We start from the raw sequence: 15,278 nt of genomic DNA, 5'->3' as shown, positions 1-15,278 counted from the left end.
AAGGGAAGAGCCTTTTTGGCGCTTCCCTTTTTTTAGAATTTTTTATTTTTTATCGGCAATCATCGCAAGGGTAAAAGAGATATCATTAAGAGTCTGAGTCATATTCTGTATCATTAGCTCCACTCTTTTAGAATCTGATACTTCTTCTTTTTTGAAGCGTTCCTTCATCTCTTTGATTCTCTGATCCTGCAATGCTTTTACTTCTGATACTCTGCTCATCATTACCTCCTTAATAATATAATTGATATTATGTAAATATCTTTACAATCAATTATAAAGGTTTTTTGATGCAAAAACTGATTTTAAGTATAATTTAATATCTTTTTAACTATTTAAATAATCTAAAAAATGTATAAAATTTATTATTTGGTGTAATTTAATTTCAAAATATTCGTATAATAAAGTAATAGAGCACTTTAATTTGCAATTGTTTATCTTTTTATGCATATTAAAGAAATTTATAATCATTACTATCAAACAACATTTTTTTATGGAGGAGTTATTATGTGGAACAGAAGTGAAGTTAAGGAAAATGGTAAAGCTAGTTTTAAGAGGAATTATTGGAAGTCTGTAATAGTTGCATTTATTTATACACTATTTTTTACATCAACTTCAGCTACAGCCAATAACCATAAGGAGGAGATTTCAAATTCTTTCTCCGGAGAAGCTGCAAGTGACCCATCATTTATGGTAATACTTCTTGTTGCTCTTGGCATTGTTGGTACAATATTGATCATTTTGAAACTGGTTGACCTTTTTGTTTTCAATCCATTGGAAGTTGGATGCAACAGATTTTTCCTCGTTAATCAGGAAACTGATGCTGATTTCCCTGAATTGTTGCATGCATTCAAAAACAATTACATCAATGCTGTTTTAAGTCTTTTTATCAGAGATATTGTGATCGGACTTGGATGTATCTGCTTCCTGATCCCGGGATTTATCCTTATGTATTCATACAGGATGGTGCCATATATTCTTGCTGAGGATCCAACAATTTCTGCTATTGATGCTCTGAAAAAATCAAGAGCTATGATGAAAGGACAGAAGTGGGCATGCTTTGTATATGATCTTTCATATATTGGATGGTATATTTTATCAGTGTGTACTATAGGACTTGTGGGTATTTTCTATCTTAATCCTTATAAGCAGAATGCTGATGCTGAGCTTTACAGAAGAATCAGAGGATAATGTAATTTAACTTAATAGAATAAAGACATATAAAGGATAGGCATGCTTAAAATAAGCCTATCCTTTTTTGCTTTTATTTGCTGTTTATCATCTTAAAATATATTGTAAAAAAATTCTTGCAATATACCCCTCGGGGGTATATTATGTTTTCAACAAATAGATTTTGTAAAATATTATCGTAAATGGGAGATTGCTATGGCTTGTCCAAAATGTTGCTCTGAAACATCAGGAAAAACAAAGGTCAGGGAAGAAAAAGAATATAAGGACCTTATCAACAGGCTTAAAAGAATTGAAGGCCAGATAAGAGGTATAGAAGGAATGGTAGAAAATGATTCTTACTGTACTGATATTCTTACTCAGGTTGCTGCTGCAAATAAGGCTCTTAACAGTTTTGCAAAAGTTCTTTTATCTAACCATATAAAAACCTGCGTTACTGATGATATCAGGGCCGGCAAGGATGAGACTGTAGATGAACTTCTGGATGTTTTACAGAAAATGATGAGGTGATAAAAAGTATGGATAAATACATTGTTACAGGCATGAGCTGTGCAGCTTGTCAGGCAAGAGTTGAAAAGGCTGTAAGCAGTGTAGAAGGTGTTAAGAGCTGTAATGTTAATCTGCTTACCAATTCCATGGGTGTTGAGGGTTCTGCAAGCGAAGCAGATATTATCAAAGCAGTAGAAAATGCCGGTTATGGCGCACAACCCATGTCAAAAAAGATAAATTCTCAAAGCGGTGAGGCTTTAGAAAATGTAACATCAAATGACTTTGCCATGGAAGAAGAGGCTCTTAGAGATAAGGAAACTCCTGTTCTTAAGAAAAGACTTATTACGTCAATCGGATTTCTTGTGGTTTTGATGTATTTTTCAATGGGTCACATGATGTTTGGCTGGCCACTGCCTTCATTTTTTGATGGAAACCATGTTGCTATGGGCATGGTACAGATGATCCTTACGATCATAATCATGTTTATAAATCGTAAGTTTTTTATTAGCGGCTTTAAAGGGCTTTTCCACGGCGGCGCCAATATGGATACGCTGGTTGCACTTGGAAGCTCAGCTGCATTTGTTTATAGCCTTGTAGCTCTTTTCCTTATGACAGATGCACAGGTAAAAGGTGATACTGAGGCAGTAATGCACTTCATGCATGAGTTCTATTTTGAATCTGCTGCAATGATCCTTACGCTTATCACTGTTGGTAAGATGCTTGAAGCTATGAGCAAGGGCAGAACAACAGATGCCATAAAGAGTCTTATGAAGCTTGCACCAAAGACAGCAAATATAATCGATGATTCAGGTGAAGAAAAAGAAGTATCGATTGAAAATGTTCAGATTGGAACAGTATTTGTTGTAAGACCAGGAGAGAGCATTCCTGTAGACGGTGTAGTCATTGAAGGAAACAGTTCAGTAGATGAGGCAGCCCTTACAGGCGAAAGTATTCCTGTTGACAAAACTGTTGGAATGGAAGTATCTGCAGCAACCATAAATCAGTCAGGGTTTATCAAGTGCAGAGCTACAAGAGTTGGAAGAGATACAACGCTTTCACAGATAATTCAGATGGTCAGCGATGCTGCATCTACAAAGGCACCTATCGCAAAGGTGGCAGATAGAGTTTCAGGAGTATTTGTTCCTGTAGTAATGGGAATAGCTCTTTTGACAATTATTGTATGGCTCTTACTGGGAGCAGATTTTGGAAATGCACTTGCCAGAGGAATTGCAGTTTTGGTTATCAGCTGCCCATGTGCCCTGGGTCTTGCAACTCCTGTTGCCATAATGGTTGGTAATGGTATTGGCGCCAAAAACGGCATCATGTTCAAGACAGCAGCATCACTTGAAATGCTTGGAAAGACTCAGATTGTTGCACTTGATAAAACAGGGACCATAACAAAGGGCGAGCCCATTGTTACCGATGTGTTTTCTGCAGACTCAATTGATAAAAGCGGATATACCCCCAGTAAGTATGAGAGCTTCGATGACAAACTCATCAAGATAGCGGGGCTCCTGGAGTCTAAGAGTGAGCATCCTTTGGCAAAGGCTGTGATGAAGCATGTAAATGACCTTGGTGTTGAACTTGATGAAGAAATAACTGATTTCAAGGCGGTTTTTGGTAACGGACTTGAGGCTAATTTAGATGGCCACATGATTCGAGGTGGCAAAAGACATTTCATAGAAAAATACGCAAGAATTCAGGGAGAAATACTTGAAAAGGCTGATGGGCTTGCCGGCGAAGGAAAGACACCTCTTTATTTTTCACAGGACAATAAACTTGTGGGCATAATCGCTGTTGCAGACACTATCAAGGATGATTCAGAAGAAGCAATCTCCCAGCTTAAGAACATGGGAATTAAAGTGGTCATGCTTACAGGTGACAATGAGAAAACTTCCATTGCTATTGGTAAAAAGGCCGGAGTTGACAACATTGTTGCGGAAGTCCTTCCTGAAGAAAAAGCGAAGGTGGTAGGAGATCTTTCAAAGCAGGGAATTACAGCCATGGTCGGTGATGGCATCAATGATGCTCCAGCTCTTACGCGTGCTGATACAGGTATTGCCATAGGGGCAGGAACAGATGTTGCAATCGATGCTGCAGATGTCGTTTTGATGAAGAGCAGCCTTCTTGATGTTTCAAAAGCAATACGACTTTCAAGACAGACACTTAAGAATATCCACGAGAACCTGTTTTGGGCATTCTTTTACAATGTAATAGGAATCCCGCTAGCCGCAGGCTGTTATATTAAGCTGTTTGGCTGGTCACTGAGTCCTATGTTCGGAGCTGCAGCCATGAGTTTATCAAGCTTTTTTGTAGTTACAAATGCTCTAAGACTTAATCTTTTCAATATAAATGATTCATCAAAAGATAAGGCTATTAGGCATAAAATTAAAAATATAGTTATAGAAGAAAGGAAAGATAAAATGACTAAGACACTTAAGATTGAAGGAATGATGTGTGGCCACTGCGAGGCTACAGTAAAGAAGGCTCTTGAAGAAGTTAGCGGAGTAGAAAGCGCAGTTGTAAGTCATGAGAAAGGAACAGCAGAAGTTACTTTTACTGCTGAAGTAGCAAATGATGTACTTAAAAAAGCAGTAGAGGATAAAGACTATAAGGTAACATCTATTGCGTAATTGTATAGAACAGGTTTTTTAAATATAAGTTGCGGAATTTGTCATAATACTGGGCATTTCCCAAAACATATAACAAGGTACCCCGTAGTTTAAATATAAACAGCAGGGTACCTTATTTGTATATATTGGATATTATTAAAAATTATTCTCTAAATAGCTGTAGCTATTAATAAAGCTTTGTATTGGATCATTATCAACCCAGTTTTGGTGTGTTTCAACAATAACAGCTTCAACACCATTTTCTTTAGCTATTTCAACAAGTGTGTCAAGGTCCATATTACCATTACCAAGCTCGGTAGCATTTTCCTTTAAGATTGGAGTCATATACGGACCTGATGCTGTACATCCTCTATCATTAATGTGCCATAATATCATTCTCGAACCAAGTTTTTCCATTAAAGCAGTTACATTTGCACCGCCATCAGCCATCCAGTATGAATCAAATTCAAAATTAACGTATCTGGAGTCAGTTTGTTCAATGATTATGTCATATGCAGTTTTGGTTTCGCTTACTTTTTGAAGTTCGCAATTATGGTTGTGATAGAGTAGCTGGATTCCTTCTTCGGAAAGTGCCTTGCCGGCTGCATTAAGCCTCTTCGCAAGGTTTTCGACTTCATTAATATCTGAATAGTCAAAGCGATACATTCCGGTAATTACTACTTTGTCTGTACCAAAGCTCTTGGCTTTTTGAGCCACTTGTGAAGGAGATTTTTCAATTGCACTTAAATCAGTATGGAGACTGATTACTTCTAATCCGCTTTCTTCAATGAGTAAGTTCCAGTCTAACTTACCACCATTACCTATTGGCATACCCGAGAACTTACACATAAGCTTAACCATGAGAGAAGTATCTTGTATCATAAAATCATTTAGTTCTATTCCGTTATATCCAGCCTCTTTCATGGTGAGAAGAACTTGAAGCGTATCATCATAATTGTTACATAAAGAGCCAATCATTATTTGCTGAACACCGGTTGTGACAGATAATGATTTAGATTCAATGGCTGATTCAGCTGAATTTACGATATGCTTTTTTAGAATTTTGTTTGTGTTATAAATTTCTTTTGCCTTTATTCCCAAAATAATAAGTATCAGTAGTAAAAGAATGATAAGGATTGTAGTTATTATTCTTTTAAAGGTTTTATTTAATGACTTCATTCGTCCCTCCTTTTTTCGTATAATATAATCAACAAATGATGAAATAACAACCGACAAATATTTATGATTTGTTGATTTATGAGGACTTATTGTGAGAAAAACTAATACTAAAGAAAAAATCCATAAAGCTTTCTTAGGCATGTTGGAAGAAGAAAAACTATCAAAGATATCAATATGTGAACTTTGCGAGAAGGCTGCTATAAATCGAACAACCTTTTATAATCATTACGGAAGTCAACACGATGTGTACAATGAAATAATACATGATTTTTTACAGGAAACTTCTTATAAAATAATTCGTGAAATGGGTGAAAAGGCAGACTTTACTACATCGCTTACAAATGTTTTACATGTACTAAAAAAAGAAAGAGAATTTATTGAATTATTAAAAAGACAAGGTAATGAATACTTATTAAAAAATTTTATAGAGGCAATACCGCAGTTTGATGAAATGATATTGTCACGTTTACCGGATTCAATGAATGAGATTCAAAAAAAGTCATTAGCAAGTTTTATTCAATATGGTTCAGCAAAGGTTATACTGGATTGGGTTGAAGATGGATGCAAAATATCACCCGAAGAAGAAACAAAGGTGCTATTGGATATATACGGATTGGTTTTTAGGATGAAACAGCACTAAAAAAATAAGTTCTATGAACAAGCGTTCATAGAACTGTGTTAGTTACTGTTTTCCTGTTGTGCCGAAACCGCCGCGGTCTGTGTTTCCGAGGTGTTCACACTCGTCAAAGATTATCTTTGGCTGGTTTTCCATAATGCGGAACTGGCAGATTCTGTCGTTAAAAGAGATATGAGTATCACGCATTGCAATTGCTGCCATGAACCACTGGTCATTGTCACCGCAGTATGAGTGGTCAACTACTCCCATATGATTTGACTGGATAATACCAAAGTTCTTATATGTTGAACTTCTTGGTACAATGTGCGCTTCATAGCCTTCAGGTATTTCCATGGCAACGCCCAGGGGAATAAGATGGAATTCACCTCTTTTAAGGTCCACATCTTCAGCACTTCTTAAATCGATCCAGTCTGATTTTCCATCAATATATGTAAGCTTTTCAATTTTGTCATTTAAGTATTTGATCTTGATTTCTTTTTCCATTTTCTCTCCCAACGTTATAGTTAATAGATTTTATTGAACCATTATACAACGTCTTATGATGATTTGGGTAGAAGAGTAAGTATTGAAAAATATATTTGATATGATAGAATGTCATTTGTTGTTTTGTTATAAAAAACGTGATATTACTATATAGAGGCGCTTAAAGATAGTCGTTTTAAGCACATCTAATAAAAAAGATAGGAGCAGATATGGTTAAGATTCGTACAAGATATGCACCGAGCCCAACAGGACGTATGCATGTAGGAAATTTAAGAACAGCTCTTTATGCTTATCTTATTTCTAAGCATGAAGGTGGTGACTATATATTAAGAATCGAGGATACAGATCAGGAACGTTTTGTAGAGGGCGCTACAGAAATCATCTACAGAACACTTAAGGAGACTGGTCTTATTCATGATGAAGGTCCGGATATCGGTGGACCTGTTGGACCATATGTTCAGAGCGAGAGACAGAAGGCAGGCATTTACATGCAGTATGCCAAGGAGCTCATCGATAAGGGCGAGGCATATTATTGCTTCTGTGATGAAGAGAGACTTAAGAGCCTCGTTCAGAAAATTGAAGTTGATGGTGAGACAAAAGAGATCAGTGTTTATGACAAGCATTGTCTTCACTTATCAAAAGAAGAAGTTGAAAAGAACCTTGCTGAGGGGAAGCCTTTTGTTATCAGACAGAATAACCCAACAGAGGGAACAACTACTTTCCATGATGAACTTTACGGAGATGTATCCGTTGAGAATAAAGAACTTGATGATATGATCCTCATTAAGTCTGATGGATATCCAACATACAACTTTGCTAACGTTGTAGATGACCATCTTATGGGAATCACACATGTTGTTCGTGGTAATGAGTACATTTCATCATCACCTAAGTACAACAGACTTTATGATGCATTTGGCTGGGAAGTACCAAAGTACATTCACTGCCCACTTATTACAGATGAAGAGCATCACAAGCTTTCAAAGAGATCAGGACATTCTTCTTTCGAAGACCTTATCGAGCAGGGCTTTTTACCAGAGGCAGTTGTTAACTTTGTAGCACTTCTTGGCTGGTCTCCTGAGGATAATGAAGAGATCATGAGCCTTGAGGATCTCATTAAAAAGTTTGACTACAAGAGAATAAATAAATCTCCTGCAGTATTTGATTATACAAAGCTTAAATGGATGAACGGCGAGTACTTAAAGAGAATGGATGATGACAGATTCTTTGAGCTTGCAAAGCCTTATCTTGAAAAAGCTATTACAAAGAACCTTGATCTTAAGAAAATCGCAAATATGGTTAAGACAAGAATTGAGATCTGGCCTGATATTGCACCAATGGTTGACTTCTTTAACGAAGTTCCTGAATACGACACAGCAATTTATTGCCACAAGAAGATGAAGACTGATACTGAGAGCAGCTTAAAGGTTCTTAAGGAAGTTCTTCCTGTTCTTGAAGCACATGATGATTATACAAATGATGCACTTTATGCATGTCTTTCAGATTTTGTTAAGTCTCATGAGTACAAGAACGGCTATGTTCTCTGGCCAGTAAGAATCGCTCTTTCAGGAAAAGAGATGACTCCTTGCGGAGCTACAGAGCTCATGGAAGTTATTGGCAAAGAAGAATCAATTAAGAGAATTAAAGAAGGAATAGCATTACTTGAAAAATAATAATTTTCAAGGTAATTCCGCTCAGATGATGGCTATCAGTCATTACAAAGGCCCTGCAATGGTACTTGCAGGGCCCGGTAGCGGAAAGACCTTTGTTATAGTTTCGAGGATACGCTATCTCATTGAAGTAAGAGGCGTTGTACCATCCAGTATTCTGGTAATTACTTTTACCAAAGCGGCTGCTTTCGAGATGCAGCAGCGATTCATGAAGAACACGGATAGTTCTTATCCGGAAGTGACTTTTGGAACATTTCATTCTATCTTTTATCAGATAATCAAAAATTCTGGTCACTTAAATTTCAAACACTTAGAAATTGCAAATGAAAGCTTTAAGCAAAAGATCATTTATAATATTCTTTTTTCTATTGCAGAAAAAGATCCACTTCTAAAAGAGGAAATGGACTCAGACACTGACATATGTAAGAATGTGCTCTCTGAAATATCAAGAATTAAGAACAGCTCTTTAAAGAGTGATGACTGCAACAGCTGTTTTGCCTTTTCAAAGTATTTTAATGAGATATTTGAGAAGTATAAAAGGGCATTAATGGAATTTGAAAAAATAGACTTTGATGACATGATACTTTTGTGCTATGAGCTTCTGTGCAATGATGAGACGCTGCTTGATCTGTGCAGAAAGAAGTTTCGGTTTATCCTTATAGATGAGTATCAGGATATCAATCTCATGCAGTATAAAGTTATTGAACTTCTGATAGGAAAAGAGAAAAATCTTTTTATTGTTGGCGATGATGACCAGTCAATTTACGGCTTTAGGGGATCCGAGCCAAGGTTCATGCTTGAATTTGCTGATTCTTTTAAAGATGATGACCCTAAAACCTATAATCTTAACATCAATTACAGATGCGGCAGTGATATCTTAAATAGCGCACTTCTGGTTATTGGCGAAAATAAAGAAAGACTTTTAAAAGATCTGAAGGCAGATGGTTCAAATGGCACAGGGTGCCTTGTTCCACTAAAGTTTACAACTAAAGAAAATCAGTATAATTCCATAAAATCTTTTCTTCACAGGCAAAAAGATAATCTTTCAAATATCTCTATAATCTGTAGAACCAATTCTGAGTGCATGTCTATAGCAGCAATGCTAAAAGAAGAGAAAATCCCTACTAATCTTGATGAGTGCTCAAAGAGCTTTTTAGAGGCAGAAAGCGTAGTGGTCTTAATAAATTATCTTAAGTTTTCGAGTGTAGAGAAAAAAAGAGAGTTCTTTTACAAGATCATGAATAAACCCTTAAGGTATATTTCAAGGGAAGCGGTTCCTACAGAGATAGTAAATGAAATGGGAGTTAAAAGATTCTATAAGTCAAATAAAAGGATGCTTGAAGAGGTAAATAAGCTCTTTTCACAGATAAATATGATCTCACACATGAGGCCATCCTTATCGGTCAGATATATAAGAAAAGAAATCGGGATAGACAGGGCATTTCCAAAAGAAAAAGAGCAGCTTGATGAATTTGAAAAGCTTGCGAGAAATTTTGAAGATACAAAGAGTCTTTTGAATGAAATGGATAAGATAATAGGCGAAAAAGCTGATGAAAAGGCTGTGATAAAAAGAAATAACGGAAACTTTGTAAAACTGCTTACTATGCATGGCTCAAAGGGGCTTGAATTTGATATGGTCTGGATCCCGGATCTTAACGAAGGGATCATTCCAAGCAGAGGGGCAGCGACAGACAGTCAGATAGAAGAAGAGCGCCGAATGCTTTATGTCGCAATGACCAGGGCAAAACAGGCGCTCATGGTAAGCTTTGTTACAGGAACTAAGGAAAATGCTATGCTTCCCTCAAGGTTCCTACGACCAATAAGGTCAAAGTGGACTTTAAAATATGGTGATCAGCCATCAAGTCCTTCTTCCGGAAGTTCTACAAGCTCATCAAACTCTACATCATCAAGATAGAGGTTGAAAGCTTCAGCAACAGCTTCATATTCAGCATCATCACTTATATATCCAAGTTCAGGATCTTCTTCCTCGCCCTTGTAAATAAATTCATAAAACCAAACATTGCCATCGTTGTTCTGTCCGTTTTTATCGAGAGGGAGAAGTACAATGTAGTCTTTTGAATTAACAGTGAGGACGATGATAATAGCACAAGTAACTACTTCACCTCCGTCAAGCTCTACATCTACAGTCATCTGCTCATCGTTTTCAATCTTTGTATTCATGTCTGTGGCAATTTTAGAAAATTCCATTAATAATCCTCCTGAAAAAACTTTTCGATTTATCTATCAAGATTATAGCACGACACGATGCAGTATGAGAAGTTTTGTGGTAAAATATTATGGCTTATGTAGATTTACAAGTACAGGATGGAGTAAAAATGTCAGAAAAGCTAGAAATACTCAAGGAAAAACCATATCCACTAGGTTGCTATATTGATTATGACAAGTCTCTTGTGGTACGAACTGTTTTTGACGGAGACAAGACCTGTGGTATCGCGCTTTATAAAGGGACTTCTAATGATGGAGAGACAGCTCTTAAGATTAAATTCCCTAAGTATTTGAAGCGCGGTTCTATATATGCTGCAAGGATAAAAGGAATTGAAAACATAGATGAATACTCATCTTATAACTATTTTGTCGATTCTACTTATTTTTGCGATTCTTATGCCAAGCACCTTCTGGGACTTGAGACTTTTGGACTTGATGTTCCTGACTGCGATATAAGGGCTAAGCTTGATAACAGGTCAACTTTAAAGGCTTCTGAGTACTCTTTTGACTGGGGGAATGACTCTTTTCCCGATATTCCCTATGAAGACAGTTTTGTATACCTGCTTCATGTAAGAGGATTTACGAAGTCTTCAGGAAGCGGAGTTCCTTCACAGCACAGAGGGACTTTTATGGGAATACTTGATAAGATTCCTTATCTTAAATCCATAGGTGTTACTACTGTTGAGCTTATGCCGGCTATTGAGATGAATGAGGTTGAGACTCTGGAGACTCATGGTGGTATTTTATCAAAAGAGCTTTTGTATTCCAAAGATGGCAGCATATCAAATACTAACAGTATTAAGCCTCGTCTCAATTTCTGGGGGTATAAAAAGGGCTTTTACTTTGCTCCAAGGACAGCTTATTGTTCAAACCCTGATGATGCTGAGAACGAATTTAAGCATTTTATAAAGACAATGCATGAAAATGGTCTTGAAGTTATCATGCAGTTCTTTTTCGAAGAAAATGAGAATGAGAGCCTTATGATAGACGCACTCAGATACTGGAGATGCTCTTATCATGTTGATGGTTTTCATTTGAAGGGCGCAAGGATACCCATTTCTCTTATAACCAGAGAACCGCTTTTTGCTGATGCAAAGATATGGTATGACTGGTTTGAGGATAGTTCTGATCCTGCCAAAAGATATCTTGCCGTATATAACAATTCATTTTTATATGCAAGCAGGAGATTTTTAAAGAGTGATGACAACTCTGCAAGTGACTTTTTCCATGCTATGATCGCAAATGGCAATACTCACGGAGTTATCAATTATATCTGTGATTACGAGGGCTTTAGACTCTCTGACCTTGTTGCCTACGAGCATAAGCACAATGAAGAAAACGGTGAAAACAACAAGGATGGCACTGACAATAACCTTAGCTGGAACTGCGGAATTGAGGGAAGGACCAGAAAGCAGAGTATTCTGGAACTTAGAAAGAAGCAGGTAAAGAACATTTTGACAATGCTTCTTTTGGCTCAGGGAACACCGATGATCTTTAGCGGTGATGAGTTCTGTTCTTCTCAGGCAGGCAATAACAATCCATATTGCCAGGACAATGAAACTGGCTGGGTTGATTGGAAGGCTCTTGAGAAAAATGCTGAGATATTTGAGTACTTTAAGTTCCTTTTGAAGCTGCGTTTTGATCATAGAGTACTTCATAACACATCAACATTTAAACTAATGGATTATATTTCCTGTGGCTATCCGGATCTTTCCTGTCATGGGCGAGATGCCTGGAGACCTGATTTTACAGGACACAGCCACATTTTGGGGATGCTTTATTGCGGGCAGTATGATAAGAGCGACAAAAACAGTCCTTTTATCTATGTCTGCTACAATATGCACTGGATGGCTGAAGAGATTGCCCTCCCCAAACTCCCTGATGGTCTTCGCTGGAAGATGATATCGGATACGGAGAGCGTTTCTAAGATAGATAATACTGATAAAAAGAACAATTCAGTTGAAAAAATGAGCGAAAGGTCAGTTAGGATCTATATAAGCGAGCCTGACCCTGATAATAAAAGTAAAAGGAAGTTGAAAAGAAAATGAATAGACCCGATGTAATTTCAAAATTTTTAAACTATGTAAAATTTGATACACAGTCTGATGACACAACAGGAACTTCTCCTTCTACAATGAAACAGCATGAACTTGCCCGTTTCCTTGTAAAAGAATTAAATGAGATAGGTGCATCTGATGTTTATTATGATGAGGACCATTGCTACGTTTATGCTTCAATACCATCAAATATAAACGACAATGTTGACAGACCTGCAATCGGCTTTATTTCTCATATGGACACATCTGATGAAGTTAGCGGCAAGGATGTTAAGCCTAGAAAAGTTGAGAATTATGACGGTAAAGATATTGTTCTTAATAAGGAACTTGGCGTTGTATTATCACCTGAAGATTTCCCTGAGCTTTCAAATCATGTGGGCGAAACACTTATTGTTACAGATGGAACAACACTTCTTGGTGCCGATGATAAGGCCGGTATTGCCGAGATTATGACTATGGCGGAAGTTCTTTTGACTAATCCTGATATTCCTCACGGCGATATAAAGATCGCATTTACTCCTGATGAGGAGATCGGCGAGGGAACTGCTCACTTTGATATCGAAAAATTTGGAGCAAAGTTTGCATATACTGTTGACGGCGGAAAGCTTGGAGACCTTGAGTATGAGAACTTCAATGCTGCCGAGGGCAAGATCGTAGTAAACGGAAGAAGCGTTCATCCCGGAGATGCAAAAGACAAAATGGTAAATGCTTCACTTATCTGCTATGAGTTCCATTCTCTTTTACCTGTTCAGATGAATCCTATGTATACACAGGGAAGAGAAGGATTCTTTCATTTGACAGAAGTAAGCGGATCAACAGAAAAGGCAAGTGCAAGCTATATTATTCGTGACCATGATGAAGCTTTGTTTGAGAAAAAGAAACAGCTCTTTATTGATGCTGCTGAATATTTGAACAAGAAATATGGCGAGGGCACTGTAGAGGTAAAAGTAAGAGATCAGTACAAGAACATGATTGAAAAGATAAGACCTCACATGCATCTTATTGAGAATGCTAAAAAAGCCATGACAGATATCGGTGTTACACCTTTGGAATTCCCAATCAGAGGCGGCACAGACGGAGCAAGCCTTTCATATAAGGGACTTCCATGTCCAAACCTTTGCACAGGTGGCTACAACTATCACGGCAAGTATGAATATGCTTCAGTACAGGAAATGGAAAAAACAGTAGATATTCTGCTTGGAATTGTTAATGAGTACGGAAAGAGTTATAAATAATGGAATTTAAGAAAGATATAAATATTTTAAACGCAAACAAAGAAGAAGTAACAGACGCCGAGAGCTTAAAGCAGCTTGGCTTTATTGAAGAGGCAAAAGGCTACGTTGAAGAGCTGAAAAAAGAGCTTGGAAGAACACCAAAGGCCTGTGTTGTGACTTTTGGATGCCAGATGAATGCAAGAGATTCTGAAAAGCTTCTGGCTATCTTGAAGCTTGTTGGATATGAAGAGACTGATTCAGAAGAGGCAGATTTTGTTCTGTATAATACCTGTACAGTCAGAGATAATGCGGATCAGAGAGTATATGGACGACTTGGCGCATGCGGAAGCCACAAGAAAAAGAATCCTCATATGAAGATAGCTATCTGTGGCTGTCTTATGCAGGAGCAGAGCGCAGTTGAGAAGATCAAAAAGAGCTATCGCTTTGTTGACCTTATCTTTGGAACACACAACATCTATAAGTTTGCTGAGCTTTTGTGTACAGCACTTGCCTCTGACAGAATGATCATAGATATCTGGAAGGAGACAGACAAGATTGTCGAGGATCTTCCTGTATTTAGAAAGTATCCATTTAAGTCAGGCGTAAATATCATGTTTGGATGCAACAATTTCTGCACATATTGTATTGTTCCTTATGTGCGCGGAAGAGAGCGCTCAAGAAATCCTAAGGATATCATAAGAGAGTGTGAAAAGCTTGCAAATGATGGAGTAAAGGAAGTAATGCTCCTTGGTCAGAATGTAAACTCTTATGGCCTTGATTTTAAAGAGGAAGACCCAAATCGCATATCTTTCCCTGAGCTTTTGGAGGAAGTATCTAAAGTTAAAGGAATAGAGAGAGTAAGATTCATGACTCCTCATCCCAAGGATTTTTCAGATGAGCTTTTGGATGTAATTGCCCGTAATCCCAAGATTGCAAGACATATCCATCTTCCTTTGCAGTCAGGAAATACTGAGATCTTAAGGCGTATGAACAGAAAGTACACGAAAGAGAGTTATCTTGCACTTGTAGATAAGATACATGAGAAGCTCCCTGATGTTGCAATCACTACAGACATTATCGTTGGTTTTCCGGGGGAGACAGAAAGCGATGTAGACGACACAATTGATGTAGTAAAGAAGGCTGGATTTGACAATGCATTTACCTTTATCTATTCAAAGAGAACAGGTACACCTGCTGCCACTTTCGAGAATCAGGTTCCTGAAGAAGAGGTAAAAAAGAATTTCGATAAGCTTCTTAAAGTTGTTCAGGAAACAGCCCGTAAGCAGTCAGAAAAGATGACAGGTATCACTGCAGAAGTTCTTGTAGAGGGAGTAAACGAGCAGGATAACAGCCTTGTTACAGGAAGAATGTCCAATAACACACTTGTTCATTTTCCTGGAGATGAATCACTTATAGGCGAGCTTGTAAATGTTCATCTTGATGAGTGCAAAGGCTTCTACTTCATGGGCCATGCGGTTTAATTCTAAAATCTAATGAAATGGGGATATAAACGTGGAGAACACTAC

General features: G+C 37.5%; 13 protein-coding genes. 9 read left to right on the top strand and 4 right to left on the bottom strand.

From position 1 onward, the window contains the following. Positions 1-42 precede the first annotated feature (42 nt). Positions 43-219, bottom strand: a complete 177-nt coding sequence (locus tag G585_RS19515; protein ID WP_022774500.1) for a hypothetical protein — start codon at positions 217-219, stop codon at positions 43-45. A gap of 285 nt (positions 220-504) precedes the next feature. Between G585_RS19515 and G585_RS0109090 the strand changes: the two genes are divergently transcribed. From G585_RS0109090 to G585_RS0109080, 3 genes are all read left to right on the top strand, one after another. Next, on the top strand, positions 505-1,188 hold the full coding sequence (locus G585_RS0109090) for a DUF975 family protein (RefSeq protein WP_026663900.1): 684 nt from the start codon (positions 505-507) through the stop codon (positions 1,186-1,188). 195 nt (positions 1,189-1,383) lie between these two features. Next, entirely contained in the window at positions 1,384-1,695 is a 312-nt protein-coding gene (locus G585_RS0109085; RefSeq protein WP_022774497.1) for a metal-sensing transcriptional repressor, read from the top strand. 8 nt (positions 1,696-1,703) lie between these two features. Next, complete coding sequence (locus G585_RS0109080) at positions 1,704-4,307, top strand: heavy metal translocating P-type ATPase (RefSeq protein WP_022774496.1); 2,604 nt, start codon at positions 1,704-1,706, stop codon at positions 4,305-4,307. Positions 4,308-4,442: 135 nt separating this feature from the next. On the opposite strand, the gene G585_RS0109075 is transcribed toward G585_RS0109080, so the two are convergent. Then, positions 4,443-5,465: a sugar phosphate isomerase/epimerase family protein gene (locus G585_RS0109075; RefSeq protein ID WP_022774494.1), complete on the bottom strand. Its 1,023-nt coding sequence runs from the start codon at positions 5,463-5,465 to the stop codon at positions 4,443-4,445. A gap of 91 nt (positions 5,466-5,556) precedes the next feature. On the opposite strand from G585_RS0109075, the gene G585_RS0109070 reads away from it, so the two are divergent. After that, positions 5,557-6,105: a TetR/AcrR family transcriptional regulator gene (locus G585_RS0109070; RefSeq protein WP_022774493.1), complete on the top strand. Its 549-nt coding sequence runs from the start codon at positions 5,557-5,559 to the stop codon at positions 6,103-6,105. 42 nt (positions 6,106-6,147) lie between these two features. Here G585_RS0109070 and G585_RS0109065 read toward each other — a convergent pair whose 3' ends face one another. Next, positions 6,148-6,585 (bottom strand): dUTP diphosphatase, encoded by a 438-nt coding sequence (locus G585_RS0109065; RefSeq protein WP_022774492.1) that lies wholly within the window; start codon positions 6,583-6,585, stop codon positions 6,148-6,150. A 209-nt stretch (positions 6,586-6,794) separates the two neighbouring features. Here G585_RS0109065 and gltX point away from each other — a divergent pair, with 209 nt between their 5' ends. Together gltX and G585_RS0109055 are read left to right on the top strand one after the other, a co-directional pair. Beyond that, positions 6,795-8,258, top strand: a complete 1,464-nt coding sequence (gene gltX / locus G585_RS0109060) for a glutamate--tRNA ligase (protein ID WP_022774490.1) — start codon at positions 6,795-6,797, stop codon at positions 8,256-8,258. Then, positions 8,248-10,170 (top strand): ATP-dependent helicase, encoded by a 1,923-nt coding sequence (locus tag G585_RS0109055; RefSeq protein ID WP_022774489.1) that lies wholly within the window; start codon positions 8,248-8,250, stop codon positions 10,168-10,170. Before gltX ends, G585_RS0109055 begins: the two co-directional genes overlap by 11 nt. Here the strand turns inward: G585_RS0109055 and G585_RS0109050 are convergent. Beyond that, complete coding sequence (locus G585_RS0109050; protein ID WP_022774488.1) at positions 10,107-10,463, bottom strand: DUF1292 domain-containing protein; 357 nt, start codon at positions 10,461-10,463, stop codon at positions 10,107-10,109. The genes G585_RS0109055 and G585_RS0109050 overlap by 64 nt on opposite strands. A gap of 128 nt (positions 10,464-10,591) precedes the next feature. Here G585_RS0109050 and G585_RS17690 point away from each other — a divergent pair, with 128 nt between their 5' ends. From G585_RS17690 to miaB, 3 genes are read left to right on the top strand one after another with little or no spacing between them, the layout of a single operon-like run. Then, positions 10,592-12,529 carry an alpha-amylase gene (locus G585_RS17690; protein ID WP_022774486.1) on the top strand — a complete coding sequence of 646 codons (1,938 nt, stop codon included), beginning with the start codon at positions 10,592-10,594 and terminating at the stop codon, positions 12,527-12,529. Beyond that, the gene (gene pepT, locus G585_RS0109040) at positions 12,526-13,773 is read left to right on the top strand and encodes a peptidase T (RefSeq protein WP_022774485.1); all 1,248 of its coding nucleotides are present in this window, start codon (positions 12,526-12,528) and stop codon (positions 13,771-13,773) included. Before G585_RS17690 ends, pepT begins: the two co-directional genes overlap by 4 nt. After that, a complete protein-coding gene (gene miaB / locus G585_RS0109035; RefSeq protein ID WP_022774484.1) occupies positions 13,773-15,233 on the top strand; it encodes a tRNA (N6-isopentenyl adenosine(37)-C2)-methylthiotransferase MiaB in 1,461 nt (486 codons plus the stop codon). The genes pepT and miaB overlap by 1 nt, the downstream gene beginning before the upstream one ends. Positions 15,234-15,278: the final 45 nt, after the last annotated feature.

Source organism: Butyrivibrio sp. AE2015 (assembly GCF_000420825.1).
Lineage (GTDB): Bacteria > Bacillota > Clostridia > Lachnospirales > Lachnospiraceae > Butyrivibrio.
Note: the sequence above shows the minus strand (reverse complement) of the source record. Positions and strands in the feature narration are given on the sequence as shown.